Origin of the sequence: Pseudomonas silesiensis (assembly GCF_001661075.1) — a bacterium.
Taxonomy (GTDB): Bacteria; Pseudomonadota; Gammaproteobacteria; order Pseudomonadales; family Pseudomonadaceae; genus Aquipseudomonas; species Aquipseudomonas silesiensis.
Map to the genome: position 1 here is coordinate 4,463,417 of NZ_CP014870.1, position 25,149 is coordinate 4,488,565.

General features: G+C 61.2%; 20 protein-coding genes. 5 read left to right on the plus strand and 15 right to left on the minus strand.

The annotated features are described in order from the left end of the window. Positions 1–6: 6 nt before the first annotated feature. Genes PMA3_RS19780 through PMA3_RS19800 form a run of 5 tightly spaced genes read right to left on the minus strand, consistent with a single transcriptional unit; the run spans position 7 to position 4,153 of the window. Complete coding sequence (locus PMA3_RS19780) at positions 7–279, minus strand: DUF2160 domain-containing protein (protein ID WP_064678759.1); 273 nt, start codon at positions 277–279, stop codon at positions 7–9. A 10-nt stretch (positions 280–289) separates the two neighbouring features. Next, positions 290–1,090 (minus strand): carbohydrate ABC transporter permease, encoded by an 801-nt coding sequence (locus tag PMA3_RS19785; RefSeq protein ID WP_064678760.1) that lies wholly within the window; start codon positions 1,088–1,090, stop codon positions 290–292. An 8-nt stretch (positions 1,091–1,098) separates the two neighbouring features. Beyond that, complete coding sequence (locus tag PMA3_RS19790; protein WP_064678761.1) at positions 1,099–1,965, minus strand: carbohydrate ABC transporter permease; 867 nt, start codon at positions 1,963–1,965, stop codon at positions 1,099–1,101. Beyond that, positions 1,962–3,059: an ABC transporter ATP-binding protein gene (locus PMA3_RS19795; protein WP_064678762.1), complete on the minus strand. Its 1,098-nt coding sequence runs from the start codon at positions 3,057–3,059 to the stop codon at positions 1,962–1,964. The genes PMA3_RS19790 and PMA3_RS19795 overlap by 4 nt, the downstream gene beginning before the upstream one ends. Then, positions 3,059–4,153, minus strand: coding sequence for an ABC transporter ATP-binding protein (locus PMA3_RS19800; RefSeq protein WP_064678763.1), 1,095 nt, complete (start codon positions 4,151–4,153; stop codon positions 3,059–3,061). Before PMA3_RS19800 ends, PMA3_RS19795 begins: the two co-directional genes overlap by 1 nt. Before the next feature lie 381 nt (positions 4,154–4,534). On the opposite strand from PMA3_RS19800, the gene PMA3_RS19805 reads away from it, so the two are divergent. Beyond that, a complete protein-coding gene (locus PMA3_RS19805) occupies positions 4,535–6,367 on the plus strand; it encodes a sigma-54-dependent Fis family transcriptional regulator (protein ID WP_064678764.1) in 1,833 nt (610 codons plus the stop codon). A 212-nt stretch (positions 6,368–6,579) separates the two neighbouring features. Here PMA3_RS19805 and cysS read toward each other — a convergent pair whose 3' ends face one another. Together cysS and PMA3_RS19815 are read right to left on the minus strand one after the other, a co-directional pair. Next, positions 6,580–7,962: a cysteine--tRNA ligase gene (gene cysS, locus PMA3_RS19810; protein WP_064678765.1), complete on the minus strand. Its 1,383-nt coding sequence runs from the start codon at positions 7,960–7,962 to the stop codon at positions 6,580–6,582. Between the two features lie 17 nt (positions 7,963–7,979). After that, positions 7,980–9,677, minus strand: a complete 1,698-nt coding sequence (locus tag PMA3_RS19815; RefSeq protein WP_064678766.1) for a glutamine--tRNA ligase/YqeY domain fusion protein — start codon at positions 9,675–9,677, stop codon at positions 7,980–7,982. A 262-nt stretch (positions 9,678–9,939) separates the two neighbouring features. On the opposite strand from PMA3_RS19815, the gene PMA3_RS19820 reads away from it, so the two are divergent. Both PMA3_RS19820 and lpxH read left to right on the plus strand, forming a co-directional pair. Then, on the plus strand, positions 9,940–10,443 hold the full coding sequence (locus PMA3_RS19820; protein WP_064678767.1) for a peptidylprolyl isomerase: 504 nt from the start codon (positions 9,940–9,942) through the stop codon (positions 10,441–10,443). Beyond that, complete coding sequence (gene lpxH, locus PMA3_RS19825) at positions 10,440–11,192, plus strand: UDP-2,3-diacylglucosamine diphosphatase (protein WP_064678768.1); 753 nt, start codon at positions 10,440–10,442, stop codon at positions 11,190–11,192. Before PMA3_RS19820 ends, lpxH begins: the two co-directional genes overlap by 4 nt. Before the next feature lie 128 nt (positions 11,193–11,320). Here lpxH and PMA3_RS19830 read toward each other — a convergent pair whose 3' ends face one another. From PMA3_RS19830 to PMA3_RS19860, 7 genes are all read right to left on the minus strand, one after another. Next, positions 11,321–12,850 (minus strand): DHA2 family efflux MFS transporter permease subunit, encoded by a 1,530-nt coding sequence (locus PMA3_RS19830; protein ID WP_064678769.1) that lies wholly within the window; start codon positions 12,848–12,850, stop codon positions 11,321–11,323. Between the two features lie 155 nt (positions 12,851–13,005). Further along, positions 13,006–14,208: an HlyD/EmrA/EmrK family protein gene (locus PMA3_RS19835; RefSeq protein ID WP_064678770.1), complete on the minus strand. Its 1,203-nt coding sequence runs from the start codon at positions 14,206–14,208 to the stop codon at positions 13,006–13,008. Positions 14,209–14,223: 15 nt separating this feature from the next. After that, positions 14,224–15,693, minus strand: coding sequence for an efflux transporter outer membrane subunit (locus tag PMA3_RS19840; protein WP_064678771.1), 1,470 nt, complete (start codon positions 15,691–15,693; stop codon positions 14,224–14,226). Then, positions 15,690–16,163 carry a MarR family winged helix-turn-helix transcriptional regulator gene (locus PMA3_RS19845; RefSeq protein ID WP_064678772.1) on the minus strand — a complete coding sequence of 158 codons (474 nt, stop codon included), beginning with the start codon at positions 16,161–16,163 and terminating at the stop codon, positions 15,690–15,692. The genes PMA3_RS19840 and PMA3_RS19845 overlap by 4 nt, the downstream gene beginning before the upstream one ends. Before the next feature lie 269 nt (positions 16,164–16,432). Next, positions 16,433–20,107, minus strand: a complete 3,675-nt coding sequence (locus PMA3_RS19850) for a translocation/assembly module TamB domain-containing protein (RefSeq protein ID WP_064678773.1) — start codon at positions 20,105–20,107, stop codon at positions 16,433–16,435. Further along, positions 20,104–21,828: an autotransporter assembly complex protein TamA gene (locus PMA3_RS19855; RefSeq protein WP_064678774.1), complete on the minus strand. Its 1,725-nt coding sequence runs from the start codon at positions 21,826–21,828 to the stop codon at positions 20,104–20,106. The genes PMA3_RS19850 and PMA3_RS19855 overlap by 4 nt, the downstream gene beginning before the upstream one ends. Positions 21,829–21,893: 65 nt before the next feature. Continuing rightward, positions 21,894–22,544 (minus strand): GNAT family N-acetyltransferase, encoded by a 651-nt coding sequence (locus PMA3_RS19860; RefSeq protein ID WP_064678775.1) that lies wholly within the window; start codon positions 22,542–22,544, stop codon positions 21,894–21,896. A gap of 340 nt (positions 22,545–22,884) precedes the next feature. Here PMA3_RS19860 and xthA point away from each other — a divergent pair, with 340 nt between their 5' ends. Both xthA and PMA3_RS19870 read left to right on the plus strand, forming a co-directional pair. Next, entirely contained in the window at positions 22,885–23,697 is an 813-nt protein-coding gene (gene xthA / locus PMA3_RS19865) for an exodeoxyribonuclease III (protein WP_064678776.1), read from the plus strand. A gap of 128 nt (positions 23,698–23,825) precedes the next feature. Beyond that, on the plus strand, positions 23,826–24,266 hold the full coding sequence (locus PMA3_RS19870; RefSeq protein ID WP_064678777.1) for a CBS domain-containing protein: 441 nt from the start codon (positions 23,826–23,828) through the stop codon (positions 24,264–24,266). A 132-nt stretch (positions 24,267–24,398) separates the two neighbouring features. Here PMA3_RS19870 and PMA3_RS19875 read toward each other — a convergent pair whose 3' ends face one another. Then, entirely contained in the window at positions 24,399–25,022 is a 624-nt protein-coding gene (locus PMA3_RS19875; protein WP_064678778.1) for a glutathione S-transferase, read from the minus strand. Between the last annotated feature and the right edge of the window lie 127 nt (positions 25,023–25,149).

A 25,149-nucleotide genomic window follows, 5' to 3' on the forward strand; every position in this document is an offset into this window, starting at 1 on the left:
TTTCGACTAGCCCCAACGCATCACAGCCAACAGCCACACCAGGGACACCGCGAACGCGACCCAGATGCTCCATTCGGTAGCGCCGATTACCAGCAGATGCAGGTAGGCGCTGCCGAGAAGACCGATAAACAACCGATCGCCACGGGTGGTGGCAATCGGCAAGAAACCCCGCCGAGGGACACTCGGCGAACGTAGTTCCCAGGTCGTCATGCCCACCAGGATCAAGGCAATGGCGCAGAAGAACGCCGCGGTGGGGACGGTCCAACTCATCCATTCCATCATCAGTTCCTCATACCCGGCCCAGGGCAAAGCCCTTGGCCACGTGGTTGCGAACAAACCAGATCACCAGCATGCCCGGCAGGATGGTCAACACCCCTGCCGCTGCCAGCACGCCCCAGTCGATGCCCGACGCCGAGACCGTGCGCGTCATCACCGCGGCGATGGGCTTGGCGTTCACCGAGGTCAGGGTTCGCGCCAGCAGCAGTTCGACCCAGGAAAACATGAAGCAGAAAAACGCCGTGACACCGATTCCGGAGCCGATCAACGGGACGAAAGTCTTGACGAAGAACTTGGGGAAACTGTAGCCGTCGATGTAGGCGGTTTCGTCGATTTCCTTGGGCACTCCGGACATGAAGCCTTCGAGAATCCACACCGCCAATGGCACGTTGAACAGACAATGAGCCAACGCCACCGCGATGTGCGTATCGAACAGACCGATCGAGGAATACAGCTGGAAGAACGGCAGCAGAAAGACCGCCGGCGGTGCCATGCGATTGGTCAGCAGCCAGAAGAACAGGTGCTTGTCACCGAGGAAACGATAACGCGAGAACGCGTAGGCCGCCGGCAGCGCCACGCTCAGCGAGATCACCGTGTTCAGGCTCACGTAGTACAGCGAGTTGAGGTAGCCGGTGTACCAGCTCGGGTCGGTGAAGATCACCTTGTAGTTGGCGAAGGTGAAGTCCTGGGGAAACAGCGTCAGGCCCCCGAGGATTTCGCCATTGCTCTTGAAGGACATGTTCAGCAGCCAGTAGATCGGCACCAGCAGGAACAGGATGTAGATCAGCAGGGGTATAAGCTTTCTCTTGCTCATGGCAGACCTCAGCGGTTGGCGTCAGCGTGAGTCATGGCGGTGTAGAACAGCCAGGACACCAACAGGATGATCAGGAAGTACACCAGCGAGAACGCCGCTGCCGGGCCCAGGTCGAATTGCCCTACGGCCATTTGGGTCAAGGTCTGACTCAAGAAGGTGGTGGCATTGCCCGGCCCTCCCCCCGTGAGTACGAACGGCTCGGTGTAGATCATGAAGCTGTCCATGAACCGCAGCATCACCGCGATCAGCAGCACGCTCTTGAGCTTGGGCAGCTGGATATGCCGGAACACCGCCCAGGCCGAGGCCCGATCGATCCGCGCCGCCTGGTAGTACACGTCCGGAATCGCCCGCAGTCCGGAGAAACACAACAGCGCCACCAACGACGTCCAGTGCCAGACGTCCATCACCAGCACCGTGACCCAGGCGTCCATGGTGTTGGCCGCGTAGTTGTAGTTGATACCCATGGCCTTGAGGCTCGCCCCGAGCAGGCCGATGTCCGCCCGGCCGAAGATCTGCCAGATGGTACCGACCACGTTCCAGGGGATCAGCAGCGGAATCGCCAGGATGATCAACACCAGCGACGACCAGCGACCCTTGGTCGGCATGGTCAGGGCGATGGCGATGCCCAGGGGGATTTCGATCAGCAGCACGCACCCGGAGTAGATGAACTGGCGCAGTAGCGAATCATGCAAGCGCGGATCGAGCAGCACCTGGCGGTACCAGTCGGCGCCGACGAAATAGCGGCTGGACTGGTCGAAGATGTCCTGCACCGAGTAGTTGACCACGGTCATCATCGGGATCACCGCACTGAACGCCACCAGCAAAAACACCGGCAACACCAGCCACCAGGCCTTGTTGTTGTAGACCTTGTTCATGGCTGCGCCTCCAGCAGGTAGTCATCGGCGTACACCATCAACCATTGCGCCGGGAAGCTGATGTACGCCGTACCTTCGGGCACCGGCTTGTCTTCGGCCAGGCGCACTTTCAGCGGCGCGCCGTCGAGGTCCAGGGTCACGATCTTGTAGGTGCCCAGGTCTTCGACGTGTACGACCCGGGCCTGCAGCGCGTCATCGAAGGGTTCGTCCCATACGTGGACGAACTCCGGACGGATACCGACCTTCAGGGTGTGCCACTCGGACTCGGCGATGCGTTGCTGCTGTGCAGCGGACAGCGGCAAGTGAGTCGAGGCGAACCCGACACCCCCCGGTTGCGGCTTGACCTCGATCAGGTTCATGCCCGGGCTGCCGATGAAATAGCCGACAAAGGTGTGGCTCGGGCGCTCGAACAGTTCCCGCGGCGTGCCGAATTGCACGATCTGCCCGCCGTACATCACCGCGATCTTGTCGGCGAAGGTCGAGGCCTCCAGCTGATCGTGGGTCACGTAGACCATGGTGATGTTGAACTGCTCGTGGATCTGCTTGAGCTTGCGCCGCAGCTTCCACTTCAGGTGCGGGTCGATCACCGTCAGCGGCTCATCGAAGAGGATCGCCGACACGTCATCGCGCACCAGCCCGCGGCCCATGGAGACTTTCTGTTTCTCGTCGGCGGTGAGGTTGCGCGCCTTCTTGCTCAGCAGTGCCTGGAGGTCGAGAACTTCGGCGATTTCCTGCACCTTGCTGTGAATCTTCGCTTCGGCCATGCCCTGGTTGCGCAGCGGGAAGGCCAGGTTGTCGTACACCGTCATGGTGTCGTAGACCACCGGAAACTGGAACACCTGGGCGATATTGCGCTTCTCCGGGGTCAGCGCGTTGACCACTTTGCTGTCGAACAGCACCTGGCCCTGGGACGGGCTGAGCAACCCGGAAATGATGTTGAGCAAGGTCGACTTGCCGCAGCCCGAAGGCCCGAGCAAGGCGTAGGCACCGCCCTGCTCCCAGACATGGTCCATCTCGCGGATCGCGTAATCGTCGGGGCCGCTCGGCGTGCGGATGTAGCTGTGGGCGAGGTTCTGCAGGCGGATTTCGGCCATCAGGCAACCCTCGCGATACGGCGACCGGGCGCTTGGACCAGCCGCCCCTGGGTATCGAACACAAACAGTTTATGGGTCGGTATGTAGATGCGAATTGGCGCGTCGACGTCGTATTCATGGACCCCGGGCAGGTGCAGCACCAACAGGAAATGCTCGTTGCGCACGTGCAGGAAAGTTTCCGAACCGCTGATCTCCGCCACCTCGACGGTCACCGCCAGTTCCAGATCGTCATCATTGCTGGGCACCAGCGAAATGTGGCTGGGCCGCACGCCGAAGCGGAACTCGCCCTCGCCCACCGGCCGCAGGTCCACGTTCAACGGAAAGTGCACGAAATTGGCGAAACTCACCTCGTTGCCGGCGATGCGGCCGGGCATCAGGTTGATCGGCGGCTCGCTGAACAATTCAGCGGCCAGCACGGTTTGCGGCTGGTGATACACCGAGGAGGACTTGCCGCTCTGGATCACCCGGCCTTCATGGAGAATGGTCGTGGTGCCGCCCAGGGCCAGGGCTTCGTTGGGTTCGGTGGTGGCGTAGATGGCGATGGTGTGATGCGCCTTGAACAGCTCGCGCATCTCCTGGCGCAGTTCTTCGCGCAGTTTGTAGTCGAGGTTGACCAGGGGCTCGTCGAACAGGATCAGCTCGGCGTCCTTGACCAGCGCCCTGGCCATCGCCGTGCGCTGTTGCTGGCCACCGGAGAGTTCCAGCGGATAGCGCTGCAGGAATTTTTCGATGCGCAGCATTTTTGCGGTTTCCAGCACCTTGCTCTGGATCAGCTCGTTGGAAACGCCGCCCTGGCGCAAGGGTGAAGCAATGTTCTCGAAGACTGTCATGGTCGGGTAGTTGATGAACTGCTGATAGACCATCGACACATTGCGCAGGCGCACCGGGCGCTGGGTGACGTCGACGCCATTCATCAGGATGCGGCCGCTGTCGGGCTTGTCCAGGCCGGCCATCAGGCGCATGAGGCTGGTTTTGCCGGACAGGGTGCGGCCGAGCAGAACGTTGAAGGATCCGGGTTCGAAATCAAGGCATGCATCGTCGATCCAGGCCTGGCCTTCGACGGTGCGGCTGACGTGCTCCAGGGTTAATGACATGGCTCGGCCTTTTTTATTATTGGAGTCAAGCGACCTGAGCGATAGAGCGAGTTTTGTGCCAGAAAATGTAAGCCTTTGATCCGGTTTGAAAATTCCTCACAGGACGGCAGAACCGTGTTCATTGCTGAACAGAAATGAACAGCCTTCACTGAACATTTGAACAACCCGCCGATTGACAATGAACAATAGTGAACAACACTCTATGGACCGTTTCGCGCTCCCTGTAGGAGCCCGGCCTGGGCGAAGGCGTCCTCGGAATCGCCTTCGCCGGCAAGCCGGGCTCCTACAGGAAGGTGGCGTGTCAGAGACATCACACGCGAAATATGTTTTTGTGCGCAAATCCCATAAAAATAATAAAAGCCTATTCAGAGATCGACTGCCATGGCCGCTCCCGCCCTGCCGCTCTCCCATGACGCCATCATCCAGGACTCCTGGTCCCGTTGCCGCGCGTTCGGTCTCGATCATCAGAGCGCCCCTGCGTTCGAACAGTTGCCACCCGAGGCCATCGCCCGATTGCTGGAGAGCCAGCATTCACTGGTGCAGACCACCCATCAGGAAGTCCTGCCGTATTACGAAAACATCCTGAGCAATTCCAATTGCCTGATCATGCTCGCCGACAATCAGGGCCAGGTGCTGACGTCCTGGGGCACCCAGCGTTTTATCGAGCCCGGCCTGACCCGCGGTTTCAGCGCCGGCGCCAGCTGGATGGAACGTTGCAGCGGCACCAATGCGATCGGCACCGCGCTGGCCTGCGAGCAGGCGGTGCATATCGAGCACGATGAACACTTCCTGAAGGCCAACCGCTTCATGACCGGTTCCGCTGCGCCGATTTTCGATGCCGAACGCCGGATGATCGCGGTCCTCGATGTCTCCAGCGACAGTTACCTGCCGCCGTCCCACACCCTCGGCATGGTCAAGATGATGAGCCAGACCGTGGAGAATCGGCTGATCCTCAACCTGTTCCATGGCCAGCACTTTCAACTGACCTTCAACACCGGGCTGAACAACCTCGACAGCCAATGGGCCGGGCTGCTGATTTTCGACGAGAGCGGCCAGGTGCTGTCCGCCAATCGCCGGGCCGACAACCTGCTGGGCATCAGCCTGTCGCGGGTCAGTGTCGAAAGCCTGTTCAAGGTGTCGCTATCGGAGTTGCTGAACCAGCCCGAAGGATTACCCTTTGCGCTGCAAGCCTCCGGACGCAATCGCTTCCAGTGCCTGTTGAAACGGCCGAAACAAGTACCTGTCCAGGCGCCGCTGGTGGCTGAACCGGCGGTGACCGCGCCTGCCGCCATCAGCCTGAGCACCCTGCATTTTGGCGACAGCCGCGTGGAAAAAGCCGTGCGCCAGGCCGAGCGCTTGTTGGAAAAGGACATACCCCTGTTGATCCATGGGGAAACCGGGGTCGGCAAGGAAGTCTTCGTCAAAGCCCTGCATCAGGCCAGCTCCCGTAGCAAACAATCGTTCATCGCCGTCAACTGTGCGGCGATCCCCGCCGAATTGGTGGAATCCGAGCTGTTCGGCTATGAGAAAGGCGCGTTCACCGGGGCCAATCAGAAAGGCAGCATCGGGCTGATTCGCAAGGCGGATAAAGGCACGCTGTTTCTCGATGAAATCGGTGACATGCCGTTGCCGACCCAGGCCAGGTTATTGAGGGTGTTGCAGGAGCGTTGCGTGCAACCGGTGGGCAGCAGCGAGCTGTTCCCGGTGGACATTCGCATTATCTCGGCGACCAACCGGTCGCTGCGCGAGCAGGTTCAGTTGGGGCGGTTTCGTGAAGATCTTTATTACCGGATCGGTGGCTTGACCCTGGAACTGCCTCCCCTGCGCGAACGCAGTGACAAGCAGGCACTGTTCAAGCGCCTGTGGGAGCAGCATCGTGAGCCGTCGCAGTGGGCCGGATTGAGTCGAGAAGTGCTGGAATTGTTCAGCCGCCATCCGTGGCCGGGGAATTTAAGGCAGGTCAGCAGCGTGATTCAGGTGGCGCTGGCCATGGCCGAGGAACAGCCGGTGCGGCCGGAGCATTTGCCGGATGATTTTTTTGTGGATCTGGAGATGGAGCCGGTTGAGGTGGATGAACCCTTGGCGTTGGATTTGAATGATGTGGACGCGTTGAATCGGCAATTGCAGGCGGTGGGGGGAAATATCTCCCATTTGGCCCGTAGGCTTGGGGTAAGCCGCAATACCCTTTACAAGCGGTTGCGCCAGGTTGAGTGACGAGTGAGCCGTAATGGCTGTGCTTGGCTTAAGACCATCGCGGGCAAGCCCGCTCCCACAGTGGTCGAGGTGGACTCCATTGCGAGTACGACACAAATCCCTGTGGGAGCGGGCTTGCCCGCGATGGAGCCAGCCGAGGCACCGCTGCATTTGAGCCGTCCAAAAACAAAAACCCGCACAAGGCGGGTTTTGTTTTGTAGCCAATAACGCAATCAGTCAGCCAGACGCCAGGTCGTGCCGCCCTTGCCGTCTTCCAGCACCACGCCCATGGCGGTCAGCTGGTCGCGGATTCGGTCGGATTCGGCCCAGTCTTTACCCGCACGAGCCGCCAGACGCGCAGCGATCAGCGCATCGACCTCAGCCGCATCGACCCGCCCTTCGGCACCGGCCTGCAGGAAGTCGTCGGCTTCAAGCTGCAACACACCCAGCACGCTGGCCAGTTCTTTCAAACGGGCAGCCAGGCCGGCGGCGGCGTTCAAATCGCTCTCGCGCAGGCGGTTGATCTCGCGCACCATCTCGAACAGCACGGCGCAGGCTTCCGGTGTACCGAAGTCGTCGTTCATCACCGTGGTGAAACGCTCGACAAAGGCTTCGCCGCCAGCCGGCGCCACGTTCGGCAGGCCTTTCAACGCGTGGTAGAACCGCTCGAGGGCGCCCTTGGCGTCCTTGAGGTTGTCTTCCGAGTAGTTGATCGCGCTGCGGTAGTGGCTCGACACCAGCAGGTAACGCACGACTTCCGGGTGGTACTTGTCGAGCACGTCGCGGATGGTGAAGAAGTTGTTCAAGGACTTGGACATCTTCTCGCCATTGATGCGAATCATGCCGCAATGCATCCACGCGTTGGCATAGGTCTTACCGGTGGCCGCTTCGCTCTGGGCGATTTCGTTTTCGTGGTGCGGGAACTCGAGGTCGCTGCCGCCGCCATGAATGTCGAAGGTCTCGCCCAGGCAGCAGGTCGACATCACCGAGCACTCGATGTGCCAGCCCGGACGACCGTCGCCCCACGGCGAAGGCCAGCTCGGTTCGCCTGGCTTGGCGCCTTTCCACAGCACGAAGTCCAGCGGGTCCTGCTTGGATTCGTCGACTTCGATCCGCGCGCCGATGCGCAGGTCTTCGATCTTCTTGCGCGACAGCTTGCCGTAGCCCATGAACTTGGCGACGCGGTAGTACACGTCGCCATTGCCCGGGGCGTAGGCATAGCCCTTGTCAATCAGGGTCTGGATCATCGCGTGCATGCCGGGGATATGCCCGGTGGCGCGCGGCTCCATGTCCGGCTTCTGGATGTTCAGGCGCGTTTCGTCTTCGTGCATCGCCGCGATCATGCGCTCGGTCAGCGCTTCGAACGACTCGCCGTTTTCACGGGCGCGATTGATGATCTTGTCGTCGATGTCGGTGATGTTGCGCACGTAGGTCAGGTCGTAGCCGCTGAAGCGCAGCCAGCGGGTCACCAGGTCGAAGGCGACCATGCTGCGGCCGTGGCCCAGGTGGCAGTAGTCGTACACGGTCATCCCGCAGACGTACATGCGCACCTTGTTGCCATCCAGGGGCTTGAAGACTTCTTTGCTCTTGGTGAGCGTGTTGTAGATCGAAAGCACTTTAGAGGTTCCTTGAATCACTGGCCCCACGAATCACGCAAGGTCACGGTACGGTTGAATACCGGAGCGCCTGGTTTCGAGTCCTTGATATCCGCGACGAAGTAACCTTCGCGCTCGAACTGGAAACGGTCTTCCGGCTGTGCGTTGCCAAGCGTTGGCTCGGCACGACAACCGGTGAGGACTTGCAGCGAGTCAGGGTTGATGTTGTCCAGGAAACCGGCGCTGTCTTCGGCTTTCTCAGGGTTCGGCGAACGGAACAGGCGATCGTACAGACGCACTTCGCATTCGACGCTGGCCGCGGCCGGCACCCAGTGCACCACGCCCTTGACCTTGCGGCCTTCAGGGTTCTTGCCCAGTGTTTGCGGGTCATAGGAGCAACGCAGTTCGACGATGTTGCCGTCGGCGTCCTTGATCGCTTCGTCGGCACGGATCACGTAGCTGCCGCGAAGACGAACTTCGCCATTCGGCTCCAGGCGCTTGTAGCCTTTTGGCGGCTCTTCCATGAAGTCTTCACGGTCGATGTAGATTTCACGGGCGAACGGCAATACGCGCACGCCCATGTCTTCTTTCGGATGGCACGGCAGTTCGAGGTTCTCGACCTGGCCTTCCGGGTAGTTGGTGATCACGACTTTCAGCGGACGCAATACGCACATGGCACGGGGGGCGCTGTGGTCGAGGTCGTCGCGGATGCTGAATTCGAGCATGCCGAAGTCGACCACGCCGTCGGAACGGTTGGTGCCGATCATTTCGCAGAAATTGCGGATCGATTTCGGCGTGTAGCCACGGCGGCGGAAACCCGACAGCGTGGACATGCGCGGATCGTCCCAGCCATTGACGTGCTTCTCGTCCACCAGTTGCTTGAGCTTGCGCTTGCTGGTGATGGTGTAGTTCAGGTTCAGGCGGCTGAACTCGTACTGGCGCGGGTTCGCAGGAACCGGCAGGTTCTCCAGGAACCACTCGTACAGCGGACGGTGGCTTTCGAACTCCAGGGTGCAGATCGAGTGGGTGATGCCTTCGATGGCGTCCGACTGACCGTGGGTGAAGTCGTAGTTCGGGTAGATGCACCACTTGTCACCGGTCTGGTGGTGGTGCGCGTGACGGATGCGGTACATGATCGGGTCGCGCAGGTTCATGTTCGGCGAGGCCATGTCGATCTTGGCCCGCAGCACCCGTGCGCCGTCCGGGAATTCGCCGGCACGCATGCGGGCGAACCAGTCGAGGTTTTCTTCCACGGAGCGATCGCGGAACGGGCTGTTCTTGCCCGGCTCGGTCAGGGTGCCGCGGTATTGCTTGGCCTGATCCGGGGTCAGGTCGTCGACGTAGGCCTTGCCGGCCTTGATCAGCTCGACGGCCCAGTCGTGCAACTGGTCGAAATACTGCGAGGCATAGCGCACTTCACCGGACCATTGGAAGCCCAGCCATTTGACGTCGCTTTCGATCGCGTCGATGTATTCCTGGTCTTCCTTGGCCGGGTTGGTGTCGTCGAAACGCAGGTGCGTGACGCCGCCGAATTCCTGGGCCAGGCCGAAGTTCACACAGATCGACTTGGCGTGACCGATGTGCAGGTAACCGTTGGGCTCAGGCGGGAAACGGGTGACGATCTGCGTGTGCTTACCCGAGTCCAGGTCCGCCTGGATGATCGGGCGCAGGAAATTGACCGGCACGGCAGGGCCGGTCTTGGAATTCGAGGTAGGGTCGACAGTGGGCTTGCTCATAGGATCCTTGAACGTACAAGTGCGCGGCCAGTTGGCCAAATCAAAGCGGCTGTTATAAATCAAAGGGGCTTATCATAGCCGATGCTGTCAAGTCGCTGACAGAGCAGGCCCGAAAACGGCTGCATTTAATCGGATGCAAATGAAAAACGGCCTCGAAATTCGCGCCCGGCACGCTAAACTGCGCACCTTGGCCAACATTGGCCGGACCGGTTGAGGGCTGCCGAGCCTCGAAACCCACGAATTCATAGAAAGAGAAACCATCATGACCCAAGTCAAACTGACCACCAACCATGGCGACATCGTCCTGGAACTGAACGCTGAAAAGGCACCGCTGACCGTTGCCAACTTCATCGAGTACGTCAAAGCCGGTCACTACGAAAACACCGTTTTCCACCGCGTCATCGGTAACTTCATGATCCAGGGCGGCGGTTTCGAGCCAGGCATGAAAGAAAAGAAAGACAAGCGCCCAAGCATCCAGAACGAAGCCGACAACGGCCTGCCGAACGACAAGTACACCGTGGCCATGGCACGCACCATGGAGCCGCATTCGGCTTCCGCCCAGTTCTTCATCAACGTGGCTGACAACAGCTTCCTGAACCACAGCGCCAAGACCACTCAGGGCTGGGGCTACGCGGTATTCGCCAAAGTCGTTGCCGGTACCGACGTGGTCGACAAGATCAAAGGTGTTTCCACCACCATGAAGTCCGGCCACCAGGACGTGCCAGCAGAAGACGTGATCATCGAGAAAGCCGAGATCATTGAGTGATACTGCTGATTTCAGACTTGCATCTGGAAGAGGAGCGCCCGGACATTACCCGGGCGTTTCTGGATTTGCTCGCCGGGCGCGCCCGCTCGGCGAGTGCGTTATACATCCTGGGCGATTTTTTCGAAGCGTGGATTGGCGACGATGCCATGACCGCCTTCCAGCGTTCCATCTGCCAGGCCCTGCGCGATCTCAGCGACAGCGGCACGGCCATTTTTCTGATGCACGGCAATCGCGACTTCATGCTCGGCCAGGCCTTTTGCAAACAGGCCGGCTGCACACTATTGAAGGACCCGAGTGTCGTGCAGTTTTACGGCGAGCCGGTGCTGTTGATGCACGGCGACAGCCTCTGCACCCGCGATGTCGGCTATATGAAGCTGCGACGCTACCTGCGTAACCCCGTGACCTTGTTCATCCTGCGCCATTTGCCCCTGGGCACCCGGCAGAAACTGGCGCGCAAGCTGCGCAGCGAAAGCACGGCCCAGGTGCGGATGAAGGCCAATGACATCGTCGATGTCACGCCAGAAGAAGTACCGCGGATCATGCAGGCCTACGGCGTGAAAACCTTGATCCATGGCCATACCCATCGCCCCGCCATCCACAAGTTGCAGATTGGCGAGCAGGCGGCCAGGCGCATAGTGCTGGGGGATTGGGATCGTCAGGGCTGGGCGTTGCAGGTGGATGAGAATGGGTTTGCGCTGGCACCGTTCGACTTCGCCCCGCCGCCGCAATTGGCAGCGCCCGCAACCTGACAGACAAACACCTAAACCCCGTAGGAGCGAGGCTTGCCCGCGAAGGCGGTGTGTCAGGCGCTATCAAGTTGACTGATACACCGCCTTCGCGGGCAAGCCTCGCTCCTACGGGGGGTATGGGGGTGGGCTTAGTGGCCGGAGGTTGCAGGCCCCGCCTTCGCCGCGAACGGCGGTTTCGCCAGCCACACCAGCAGGATCAAGCCCATGAACCCCCATCCCAGCAACGTGAAGTAATCCACGGTGGAGAGCATGTACGCCTGGCTGGTCAGCACATGGTCCAGCTGCGCATAGGCCGGATTGCTCGCCCCACCCAAGGCATTCAGCGCATCCCGGGTTGCCGGCTCGTAGGTGCTGATGCTTTCGCTCATGTAGGCATGATGCTGGTCCGCCCGGCGAATCCAGATCCAGGTGGTCAGCGACGCGGCAAAACTGCCGCCCAGGGTCCGCAGGAAGGTCGCCAGGCCCGCGCCGTCGGCGATCTGGTTCGGTGGCAGGTCTGACATCAAAATGCTCAAAGTCGGCATGAAGAATAGCGCCACGCCAATCCCCATGAACAGCTGCACCAGAGCGATGTGCTGGAAGTCCACTTCGTTGGTAAACCCGGCACGCATGAAACAGCTCAGGCCAATCGCCAGGAACGCCAGGCCGGCCAGCAGCCGCAGGTCGAACTTGTGTGCGTATTTGCCGACAAACGGCGACATCAACACCGGCAAAATACCGATCGGCGCCACCGCCAGCCCCGCCCAGGTCGCCGTGTAACCCATCTGGGTTTGCAGCCATTGCGGCAGGATCAGGTTGATCCCGAAAAACCCGGCGTAACCCAACACCAACACAATGGTGCCGATGCGGAAATTGCGATAGGCGAACAACCGCAAATTGACCACCGGGTGCTTGTCGGTCATTTCCCAGATCACGAACACCGCCAGCGCAATCACCGAAATGGCCGCGCCGACGATGATGAAATTCGACTCGAACCAGTCCAGGTCGTTGCCCTTGTCGAGGATCATCTGCAAGGCACCGACGCCGATGATCAGCGTGATCAACCCCACGTAATCCATCGGCTGATAACTGGTCACCACCGGCCGCGCCTTGAGCTGCGCCCGCACCACCATCACCGCGAAAATCCCGATCGGCACGTTGATGAAGAAGATCCACGGCCAGCTATAACTGTCGGTAATCCAGCCGCCGAGGATCGGGCCGGCAATCGGCGCCACCACCGTGACCATCGCCAGTAGCGCCAGGGCCATGCCGCGCCTGGCCGGTGGATAGACCGCGATCAGCAGCGTCTGGGTCATCGGGTACAACGGACCGGCCACCAGGCCTTGCAGCACGCGAAAACCGATCAACTCCGGCATCGAGGTGGAAATACCGCAGAGAAACGAGGCCAGCACAAACAGCACGGTCGCCCAGAGAAACAGCTTCACTTCACCGAAGCGCCGGCTCAACCAACCGGTCAACGGCAGCGCAATCGCGTTGCTCACCGCGAACGAGGTGATGACCCAGGTGCCCTGCTCCGAACTCACGCCGAGGTTGCCGGAAATCGTCGGCAGCGCCACGTTGGCGATGGTGGTGTCGAGCACCTGCATGAAGGTCGCCAGTGACAGGCCGATGGTGCTGAGCACGAGGCTGGGGGGCGTGAAAGATGCGTTGTTGCTCATCGCGAATCCTTTGAAGCTGGGCAGGCGCGGCGCCTTTCAATGGGCGCCGCTGACCCTGTGGGAGCGAGCTTGCTCGCGATGGCGGATTAACATTCAACATTTCTGTTGATTGACCCACCGCTATCGCGAGCAAGCTCGCTCCTACAGGGTTGGTGTCAGCGTTGAGCGGTTTTGCTGACCGCCGCGCTGTTGTCGTGGATCAACTGCGCGATCATTGCATCGGCCTCGACCAACTGTCGGTCGTAGACGCTGGTGCTGAACGAGGCCTTTTGCGGCGGCTGTTGTGCCAGCACCGGGCCGCTCTGGTCATGCAGGTTCACATTGACCTGGGTCGACAGGCCGACCCGCAACGGGTGGCTGGCCAGTTCTTCGGCGTTGATGTGGATTCGCACCGGCACCCGCTGGACGATCTTGATCCAGTTACCCGTGGCGTTTTGCGCCGGCAGCAGGGCAAAGGCGCTGCCGGTGCCAGCGCCGAGGCTGTCGATGGTGCCGCTGTATTTCACGTCGCCGCCATACAGGTCGGCCTCGATGTCCACCGGCTGGCCGATGCGCATGTCACGCAACTGGGTTTCCTTGAAGTTGGCGTCGATCCACAGCTGATCCAATGGGATCACCGCCATCAGCGCCGTGCCCGGCTGCACCCGCTGACCGAGTTGCACGGTGCGCTTGGCGACGTAGCCGGTGACCGGCGCGATCAAGGTACTGCGGGCATTGTTCAGGTAGGCCTGACGCAGTTGCGCGGCAGCAGACATCACATCCGGATGCGACGAGACCACGGTGTCGTCCACCAGGGCGCTGGTGGTTTTCAGCTGCTGCCTGGCGTTGGCCAGGGCGTTTTGTGCCGAGGTCAGGTCGTCGCGAGCATGGGACAGTTCTTCCTGGGAAATCGCCCCGCCGGCCGCCAGATTCTTGCGGCGGTTGAAGTTGTCCTGGGCCTTTTGCACTTCCGCCTGTTGCGCATTGACCTGGGCTTTCATGCCGTCGACGTTGCTGTACAGGCCGCGCACCTGGCGCACAGTGCGGGCCAGGTTGGCCTGGGCGCTTTGCAAACCGACCTGGGCGTCGTTCGGGTCGAAGTTGATCAGCACCTGGCCTTCATGGACCAGGTCGCCGTCATCGGCGCCGATGCTGACCACAGTGCCGGTGACCAGCGGGGTGATTTCCACCACGTTGCCGTTCACATAGGCATCATCGGTGCTTTCGTTCCAGCGCCCATAGAGTTCGTGATAACCCCAGGCGCCCAGGCCAGTGAGTATCACCACCAGCGCCAGGACCACCAGCATGACTTTGCGCTTGCGCTGATTGCTCGCGTCTTGTGGGGTGTCAGGGGCTTGAGTTGTATCGGCAGTAGCCATGACGAATACCTTGAATTAGTTGTGCTGCGTGGCTGGGGTCGGGTTGGCCGCAGTCAAGGTGTCACCCTGAAAACCGCCCCCCAATGCCTGCATCAGTTGAATCGACAGATCGATCTGCTCGGCATTCAGGCTCGCCAGCTGACGCTGGGCCTGGAGCAGTTGCTGCTCGATGCTGAGCACGTCCAGGTAGTTGCCGATGCCGGAACCGTAACGCTGGACCACGGTGTCGTATGACTGCTGGGCAATGTCGGTGGCGTGTTGCTGGGCACCGATCTGCCGGCCGATATCGCGCAATTGGTTGATGGTGTCGCTGACATCGCCCAGGGCCTTGACCAGGCTTTTGTTGTACTGCGCCACCGCGAGGTCGTAATCGGCGTCGCGGGCATCGAGATCGGCACGCAGGCGGCCACCGTCGAAAATCGGCACGGAAATCGTCGGCGCGATGTTGAAGAAACGACTGGCGGAACCGAACATCGCGTCGCCCAGCAACGACTCGGCACCGGCCGCGGCGCTCAGGTTGAGGTTGGGGTAGAAGCGGGTTTTGCCGGCGTCGATGTTCTTGCTCGCCGCCTCGACCCGCCAGCGCGCCGCCACCAGGTCCGGACGACGACCGAGCAACTCGGCCGGCAGTACCGATGGCAGTGCCACGGCGCTGGCCTGGAGGATCTTCGGCCGGGCGATTTCATTGCCCCGGTCAGGACCTTTACCGAGCAGGACGGCCAGGGCGATTTTCGCGCTTTGCAGGCGTTTTTCGGCGTCGATCAGGCTGGCTTCGGACGAAGCTTGCAGGCTTTCGGTCTGCTGGAACTGGTACTGACTGTCGATCCCGGAACTCAAGCGTCGCTGGCTAAGGTCGAGCATCTGCCTGGTTCGCTTGAGGTCTTCGCTGGCCAGGTCATGAACGATGTGCGCCTGCCCCAGATCGCTGTAGGCGCGGGCGACGTCCGCCGCCAGCGTCAACTGCGCCGCCTGTTGATCGACTTCGGCGGCACGGGCCTGGCCCAGCGCGGCTTCCCAGGCGTCGCGCTGGCCACCCCAGAGGTCGAAGTTGTAATTGAAATTGGCGCTGATGTTGCGCACGGTGGAGTAGGCATCGCCCTGCCCGTTCGGGTCCTGATCCCGCGCCAGGCGCGAGCGGCTGACGCCGGCGCTGGCATCAAGGGTCGGCATCCGCTCGGCGTCGGCGGCGTAAGCGGCGGCGCTGGCCTGATGGGCGCGGGCGTCGGCGATTTGCATGTCCGGGCTGTCGTGCAGGGCTTCGCGGATCAGGCCGTCGAGCTGCGGATCGCCGAGGCTTTTCCACCAATCGCTTTTCGGCCAGGCCGCCGGCGACAAGGTCACGCCGCTGAGGGATTGCCCGGCCTTGAGGGTTTTCGCTTCGAGGCTGACGCCTTCGGTGTTCAGGCCGCTATAGCTGGCGCAACCGGCCAGGGTCATGGCCAACAGCACCAGGCTGAGGCCGGTGCGCAGGGTTTTACTGTTCATTTGTCACCTACCCGCAGCAGGGTGATCGAGTCACCGGCGGCCACCAGGATTTTCTTGAGGATCTGTTCCAGGGTGTTCAGTTCTTCCGGGGTGATGGCCCCGGCCAATTCATTCATGGCGTCGGCGCCGATGTGTGGCAGGCGGTCGGCGAGCTTCTGCCCCTCTTCAGTCAACACCAGCTGAACCTGGCGGCGGTCCGCCTCGGAACGCTGGCGGGCGAGGAAACCTTTCTGTTGCAGACGGTCGAGCATGCGGGTCATCGAACCGCTGTCCAGGGACAGGTGGCGGCAGAGCTCGGCCGGGGTATCGACGCCGAACTGGGCCATGATGATCAGCACCTTGAACTGCGCGGCAGTGATGCCGTGGGGTTCCATGTGGGTGTCGATGATCCGGTCCTTGAGCAGCGCCGCGCGCCCAAGCAGGAGGCCGAGATGGCACGTGTGGAATTCGTCCGGGGTGAAATGTTTCATCTGACCACCAATTAGCTGCCTAGGCAGAGAATGTATGTCCAGATGTTACTGCCTAGGCAGCGAATGTCAACGTAATAGTTAGGTTGCTTGCTATTTAGTTGATAAATGGCGCTGGATTATGTGGCGTCCACACTGACGCCTTCGCGAGCAAGTCGAATCGTCGCACCGCCGCTCCCACATTCGACCGAGTCGCTGCATAAGCATGCGATCAATGTGGGAGCGGGCTTGCTCGCGAAGGGAACGACTCGGGTCCAGAGGAGACTCGGGGCTTAGAAATCCCGCTTGTAGAAGATATCCAGCGAACTGGCCACGCCACCCGCAGCCTCGAGGTAAACCTGCTTGCTCAGCTTGTAACGCAAGGCGATGGTATTGGCCGGCTCGAACACGCCCACCCCGTAACGCAGGCTGAGTTTTTCCGAGATATTGCCGCTGGCCACCACGCTGGTGGCGTTGCCGCTACCCTCGGTATCGAGCTGAAAATCCTGAATACCCAGGTTCTTCGCCAACCCGCCGGTCACCCCAGAACTGCCCATCAGGCCCAACCCGAGGGCGGCCTGGGCGAGCATGTTGTTGTCTTCACCCGTGGTACTGATGGGGCGGCCCAGCACCAGATAGGACAACGCCTGTTCCTGGCTCATGGCCGGCTCGGAGAAGATTTGCGTGGTCGGCTGCTCGGCGCTGCCACTGAGGCGAATCCCGGCGATCACGTCATCGGTCTGGCGAATCGCTTCGATGTCCAGGTAGGGTTGGTCGATCGGCCCGGCAAACAGCAAACGCGCCCGGCGCACCGTCAGCCGCTGGCCGTAGGCACGATAGCGCCCGTCGTTGAGCCAGAGCTCGCCGCGGGTGTCCATGTTGTCGCCGATGTGCACATGCCCTTGCAGGTTGGCGGTCAGGCCAAACCCGGCAAAGCTGAGCTTTTCTTCGCCCACCACCACATCGATGTCCATCGCCATGGCCATCGGCGGTTTGCCCGCTTCGGTCTGCTGGCCGATGATCACCGTGTCATCGGAGACCTTGACCGTCGACGGCGGCAACTCGCGCACGATGATTTCCCCCTTGGGCACCCGCACTTTGCCGGCCACCGACAGTTTGTCGTCCTTCATCGAGATCTTCAGGTCCGGCGCCATTTCCAGCTTGGCATACGGCTCGACGCTCACCGGCAACTGCGAGCCCTTGAGCACCAGGTCCACCACCAGCGCCTGGCCCCAGGCGATGTCGCCATTCAAGCTGCCCTGCCCGGTCTTGCCGCTTTTCCAGCTGCCCTCCAATTGCACGGCTTCTCCGGCAATCAGCGCCCGCACCTGCAAGGCTTCAAGCTCCATGGGCAGTTCCGGCCCGGAAATCTCGCCGTCGCTGAGTAGCAGGCTGCCGTTGACCTGAGGGGCCAGCAATGCACCGGAAATCGTGCCGCTGCCATTCAAGCGTCCGGTCATTTTCTCGACCATGGGCACAAACGGCCGCGCCACGGACAGGTCCAGCCCGGTCAAACGGAAAGAGCCGGTCAGCGGTTTGTCCTTGGGCAACGGATTAATCTGTGCCTGTACCATCAACTCGCCAAGCTTGCCGCCCTCGAAGTTGAGGTCGGTGTCGATGCGCTTGGGCGTGAGTTTGCTGGTCAGTTTCAGGGTCTGGTACGGGAAGTCCAGCCACTGGTCTTTCTCCCGCACGCGCAGGGTGCCGCCGCTGGCATCGATGCTGATCTGACCGTTCGGGCCGCTGGCGGGCATGTCCAGTTGCAGGTCAGCGTTGAGCCGGCCCTTCCAGGCGAAATCCTTGGGCAACCACTGCGCCAGGCTGTCGATCGGGAACTGCTTGAGGTGATAACGCAGCTTCGGCTCCGGCATCAGGCGCTGGTCTTCACCGCACAGGCTGGCCGGGCCGGACATCCAGCAATGGGCGCCGAAATTGATCTTGCCGTCCGCCAGCCGTTCGAGCTTCGCCGGGCCTTGCAGCTTCCAGTCCTGGCCACCGGCCTGGATATCGCCACTGGCCAGGCGTCCGCGCCAGTTGCCCTTGTCCAGCGTACCGTCAAGCCCCAGTGCCAGTTTCAGCTTCGGCCCCTGCAGATCGAGGGTCAGCTTCTGGTTCTTGATATCGCCCTGGCCACTGGCGGTCAGCGTGCCCAGCGAAGTGTCACCGGCCCGGATGCCGCTGCCCTTGAGATCGATTTTCGCCCGTTGCGCGCTGTCGAGCGTCGCATCCAGGTTCAGGCTCTGCAGGCGATTGTCTTCGAACGCCAGCTGCGTACCTTGCAGCCCGAGTTTGCCTTGCGGGGCCTTGAGCGTGCCGGCGACATCGACCCGGCCGTTGAGTTGACCGCGCAGTTGCGGCCACAGCTGCGCCAGGCGCGGCAGCTTGATATCGATCTGGCCGGCGAGTTTCTGTTGCAGGCTGCCCTTGCCGTTAATGCTGTTGTCGCCCAGGCGGATCTGCAGCGCGCTGAGGTTCCATTGCTCGCCGCCGCCATCGGCCTTGGCCTGGATCACCGCCGGTTGACCGCGCAGCTTGCCCTTCAAATCCAGATCTGCATTCAGGCTGAGCTTTTCATTCTTCAGCTCGCCTTTACTGCGCAACGGGCCGGCCAGGGTGCCCGGCAACTCCGCGACCCAGTACGCCGGATCGATCGCCGACAGGTCCAGCGCGGTGTCCCAGGCTATGCCATCGGCAAATTGCAGGTTCAGGTGGCCCTGGGCTTTGCCCTGCCCGGCTTCGAGCTGGATTTGTTGCAGGTAGATTTTCGTCAGGTCGCCGGCGAACGGGCTGCTCAGGCTGAACGCTCCGGCCGGGCCATCCAGCGCGGCCTTGAAGTTGCCGAGGTATTTTCCGTCGGTGTAGGAGACTTCACCGTTGAAGCTGCGCAACGCCACTTCCGGTTCGTCGATCAGCGGGTAGAGGCTGTGCCAGGGGAAATCCAGCCAATCAATTTTCGCCTCGGCACTCAGGCCTTTGCTCCAGTCCAGTTGCCCTGTGAGTTTGAGGCTTTGCTTGTCATTGGCCGTCAGGTCCAGACCGGCGATCTGTGCGCCATTGGCGTCGACCTTGCCTTGCAGCAACAATGCCACCGGGCCCTTCTCGGCGGGCAGCGTGGCTTTGCCGAGCAGTTGGTAACCCTGTTTCAGGTCGCCGTCGCCGGTGAGTTCCAGCTGGTTGAATTGCAGGGTGTCCGGCAGGTCGGCGCTGGGCTTGAAGCCGTCGGCGGTGATGCGCACCTTGGCCGGCAGGTTTTCCACCAGGGGTTGCAATTGGCCCGTCAGTTGTCCGTTCAGATAGCCGCTGCTGTCGGCTTTCAGGTTCAGGGTTTTCAGCAGGTCGCCATCGACTTTCAAGGCCAGCGCCCAAGGCTCGGTGCCCGGCGACGGCAGTGTCAGTTTGCCTTCAGCTTTGAGCGGCCAATTGCCGGTCGGCTGGAGCAGACCGGAAAGATTCAGGCTCAGTTCATCCCGTTGCAGTTGCACGGAATCAATCTGCAAACCTTTTTCCGTCCAGTGCGCCGCCAGTTGCAGGCCCTTGAGCGCTTCGCTGCCATTGAACAGCAGACTGCCGACCCGGACATCGCCCAACTCGATCGCCAGTGGCAAGGTCAGGTCCGGCAGCGTGATGGGGCCGCTGCTCTCATCGTCCTCGCCCGGTGGCAATTGCAGGCTGACCTGGTCGGCCTGCAATTGCTCGATGCACAAGGTCATGCGCGTCAGGCACCACGGCGACCAGGCGAAAATCGCCTTGCTCAGTTCGACCCGGCTAGTGTCCTGCTGCCACAACAGATGGTCGGCGTTCCATTGCCCGCCCAGCCGCCCCTGGAAATTCTCCACGGTCAGGCCCGGCACAAACCCGAGTGCCCAGCGACTGCCCGTCGCCGTGCCCAACACCGTGGCCAGGGTCAGGACGACCAGCATCAACAGCGCCAGGATCGCCAGCAGTGTTATTTTCAAACCACGCTTCACAGCTCGGGCCCCATGGAAAAGTGCAGTCGAAAGCCGCCGTCCTCTACCGCGTGAGCCAGGTCGAGGCGAATCGGCCCCACCGGCGACACCCAGCGCACGCCGATACCGACGCCGGTCTTGAGGTTCGGCAGTTCCAGTGTATTGAAGGAGTTGCCTTGGTCAACGAAGGTCGCGACCCGCCATTTTTCGGCGACGGAGTACTGGTACTCGACGCTCCCGGCCACCATGTAACGACCCCCGATGCGGTCACCGTTGGAGTTTTCCGGGGACAGGCTCTGATAGTCGTAACCGCGCACGCTCTGATCGCCACCGGCGAAGAAACGCAGTGACGGCGGCACCGATTTATAGCCGTTGGTGGCGCTGCCGCCGACCTGCACCCGACCAAGCAAGCGGTGTTTGTCGAAGACCGTGGTCAGGCCTTTCACCAGTGCCGTGCCATAGAGCAGGTTGTTGTCCGATCCCAACCCTTCCTTGGCGACCTTGGTTTCGAAGGTCAGGCGATAACCATTGTGCGGGTCGATGCGGTTGTCGCTTTTCAGATAGGAATAACTGACGCCGGGCATGAGCAAGGTGCTGAGCCCCGAGTCGTCGCCGAGTCGGTACTCTTCCCGTTGCCATTTGAGCGACACCACCCGTTGCCAGCCGCTGGGCAACTGGCTGTGCCACTCGGGACCCAGGGTCAACAGCTTGCTCAGGCTGTCCTTGTCGGCGATTTCTTCATACTGATAGCCGCCGGCGAAGCGCAGTTTGTCGGTCAGCGGCGGGTCCAGCGGAACGTCATAGAACAGCCCGACGTTTTGCCGTGGCGCCGAGACTTCGGTTTCCCAGCCGTAGCTGTGCCCCTGGGGGTTGACCCAATGCCGGGTCCAGTTGGCCTTGACCCGTGGACCGACGTCGGTGGAGTAGCCCACGCCCAGGCCCATGGTCCGAGGCTTGCGGGTGTCGAGCTTGACGTCCACCGGGATCACATTGTCCTTGGACGCTGTCGGCGCCGCATCGACCCGCACGCCTTCGAAATAGCCGCTCGATTGCAGGGCCTGATTGAGTTCGGCGATCAGTTCGGAGTCATAGGGTGCGCCCGCCTTGAACGGCACCATGCGTTGCAGCAGGTCTTCGTCGAAGGGGGTGTCGCCTTCGAAGCTGACTTTGCCCAGGGAGTAGCGTGGACCACTGTTGTAGATCAACTCGATGTCGGCAACGCCGGCTCGCGGGTCTACCGCCAGTTTCTGGCTGGTAAAGCGGCCGCTGAAAAAACCGTAGCGCGAGGCCTGATTCTGGATCAGGCGCTTGGCGTCTTCGTAATGCCCGTGGTTAAGCACTGCGCCGGTTTTCAGCGCAGCGCTCTTGGGCACACGAAAGGCTTTGAGGGACGCGGCCGGACCTTCGACGCGCACGGTAACGTTGCGCAAATGCACCGGCTCGCCGGGATCGATGTTCAGCACCAGGCGGGGCGTCTTGCCGCCCTTCACGTCGCTGTCGATCTGTGGCTGGTAATAACCCAAGGCCTGGGCGGCCTTGCGCGCCTGCTCCTCGGCGCCACGACTGAAGCGCAGCAAGGCTTCCTCGTCACGATCGCCGAGACTGCCGATATAGCCCTCTATATTGGCTTTGAGTTCATCGTTGGACGGTTTGATCCGCACATCCAATTCACTTTGCGCCAGCGCCGCGCAGCTGGTGATCAGCATCAGCACGCCGCTGGTAAATCTTCCTGGAAACTTCATAGGCGCGGATGCTATCACGAGCTCGGGAGCGTGATAGAGCGTCACTTTGCGAGAAAGTTCTACCGTTATGCCGTTGCTGTTTGTAACACCTGGGGATTGGCGTGGAAAAACACGTGCTCGCGGATCGGTCCTACAGCCACCTCGCCGATTTCCTCATAGCCCTGCCGCTTATAGAACTCCAGATAGCGAGGATTCCCGGTATCGAGGACCACGCCTTGGGAATGTTCATCCACCGCGCACCAGTTATGCACCGCTTGCAGCAACTGTTCGCCGAAGTGCTTGCCCTGAAATTGCGGATGAATCCCCAGCAACGGCAGCAGGTGCACCGAGTCGGACGGCACGCACGCCATCACCGCATCGTGATACTCGAGGTAGCGGCGGGTGCAGCGAAAACCGGTGCTGAGCACCATGCGCAGGCGCCAGGCCCAGCTTTCGGTGATGCCCAGGCGCCGTTGCGGCGGCGCGATCAGGGCGACGCCGATCAACCGGTCGTTGACCAACAGGCCGATGGCCGGCAAGTCCTGCAGAAAGTGTTGCTTGACCAGTTCACGCACGGTGGCGCGGACCCGTTGTTCGTAACCGGGACGTTCCGCTTCGAACAGATAACCGTAGGTCGGCTCGTGCCGGTAAGCCTGGTACAACAAGGATCGGGCTTCGCGGGAATAGCCGCTGTCGAGCATGTGGATATCGGCGATGGCGGTCGAGGTTTCGGGCATAACGGTTGATCTCTCCGGGGCGCAACTCAAAAGGTTGCGTTCTTTTGGTACGAGCCTTGGGTTGCCGATACAGTTCCCCAGACAGGTATAGACCAAATCCAGATCTTCATCGACTGGACTGGCCTCTTCGTCGGAACGCCGCCCGGGGCAAGCCCGCTCCCACAGTCTCCGTGGCGTTCACAGATTTTGTGTACGACTGGGGTACCTGTGGGAGCGGGCTTGCTCGCGAAGAGGCCGGCAAAGGCAACACATGTCTGACAGAGGTAAATTCCTCCAGCCCCAACACTGGCCCCATCCCTCCATGTCAGCTAGCATCGCCCTTTTGCCAGGACTGCCGACCATGAAGATCGTCTCCTTCAACATCAACGGGCTGCGCGCTCGCCCGCATCAGCTGGCGGCGCTGATCGAGAAGCATCAACCTGACGTGATCGGGCTGCAGGAAACCAAGGTCCATGACGAACAATTCCCCCTGGCCGACGTTCAGGCCCTGGGCTATCACGTGTATTTCCATGGGCAAAAGGGCCACTACGGTGTCGCCTTGCTCTCGCGCAAAGAACCCCTGGCGCTGCACAAGGGGTTCGCCACCGATGAAGAAGACGCTCAGCGCCGTTTCATCTGGGGCACCTTCGCCGACGCCAATGGTGTGCCGGTGACCATCATGAACGGCTATTTCCCCCAGGGCGAAAGCCGCGACCACCCCACCAAGTTTCCGGCCAAGGAGCGCTTCTACGGCGACTTGCAGCAATTGCTGGAAAGTCAGTTCAGCAATGATCAGCCGCTGGTGGTGATGGGCGACGTGAACATTTCCCCGGAAGACTGCGACATCGGCATCGGCCCGGACAACATGAAACGCTGGCTGAAAACCGGCAAATGCAGCTTCCTGCCCGAAGAGCGCGAGTGGATGGCGCGCCTGAAGAACTGGGGCCTGGTGGACAGCTTCCGTCACCTGAACCCGGACGTGTCCGACCGTTTCAGCTGGTTCGACTACCGTAGCCGCGGCTTCGAGGATGAGCCCAAGCGCGGGCTGCGCATCGACTTGATCATGGCGTCCCAGGGCTTGTTGCCGCGGGTGAAGGATGCGGGTGTGGATTACGAACTGCGCGGGATGGAAAAACCCTCGGACCATGCGCCGATCTGGCTGGAGTTGAGCTAAAAGCAAAGGATCGCCGAAGAAAAACCGCCGAATGGCGTTTTTTGAGTGTTATCCGCCGCTTTCTGCCTTGCTCTGCGCGCCCGGGTCTACGATTCTTCAAGGACAACGACAACACCTGAGAAACCGCCATGAAAACCGTCGCCCAACTGCTCAAGTTAAAGGCCCAGCAAAATCAGGAAGTCCACACCATTGCGCCTCATCAAATGGTGCTTGAAGCGCTGATGGTCATGGCCGCGAAAAACGTCGGCGCATTGCCGGTGGTGAAGAATGGCGAGGTCATCGGCATCATCAGCGAGCGTGACTATGCGCGCAAACTGGTGCTCAAGGGCCGTTCGTCCGTCGGTACGCCGGTCGAGGACATCATGGTCTCGCCGGTCATCACCGTGGACACCCATCAAACCGTGGAAACCTGCATGGGCATCATGTCCGACAAACGTCTGCGGCACTTGCCCGTGGTGGAAGGCGGCAAGCTGATCGGCTTGTTGTCGATCGGCGACCTGGTCAAGGAAGCCATCGCCGAACAGGCCGAGCTGATTCGGCAGTTGGAGCAGTACATTCGCGGGGAATAACCCACTGACACCGCATAACCCTTGTAGGAGCGAGGCTTGCCCGCGAAGGCGGACTGACATTCAACATTGATGTCGACTGACCTGGCCTGTTCGCGGGCAATCCTCGCTCCTACAGGGGGAATGGTGGTGTTCTCAGGATGGCCAATGCCGGGCGAACACCGGCGCCAGCGTTGGGTGCCGGTCGATGCGTTCCAGCCACGTGAAGAACCCTGGCCGGGTACTGCGCAAATGCTCGCGGCTGCCCGCCCACCGACTGACCACCGCCGCCAGCACATCCAGGGCCCTGGGGCTTTCATCGCCCAGGTACAACTCGCCCGAGAACTGATCGGCAAACACCTCCCAGCACCAGTGCAGGCGCTTGCGCGCGCCGTCCATGAGGTTGTGCCTGGACGCTTCGTCCGCCTGGGCCAACCAGCGTTCGGGGTAATCGATGATGCCGATGGCCGCGTAGCAATTGCTGACGATAAACGCCAGGCCACGGATGGCCTGATCGCGCTCGCCGGCGTTTTCCGGAAGCAGCTTCGAATCGGGAAAGGTGAGCCCCAGGTGAATCAGGATCGCGGCACTCTCGGTGAGAATGCTGCCATCGGGCAGTTGCAAAGTCGGAATCTGCTTGAGCGGGTTGAGTTTCTCCAGCGCCATGGCGTCCTGCGGGGACGACTCGACATCGATGAAGCGGTAAGGGATCTCGCAGAGCTCAAGTGCTGCTTCGATCGCAGCTGCGCCGGAGTTCTGGTGTCCGTAGAGCTGGTACATGGTGCGGCCCCCACTGGCGAGACAGGAATATAGTCAGTAGAGGCGCGCTCACCCGCCCTCGTTCCACTTCATTGCGCGAACATTGCCCGCTCTCAGTGTAGAAGTGCACTGGGATACCGGCAATAAT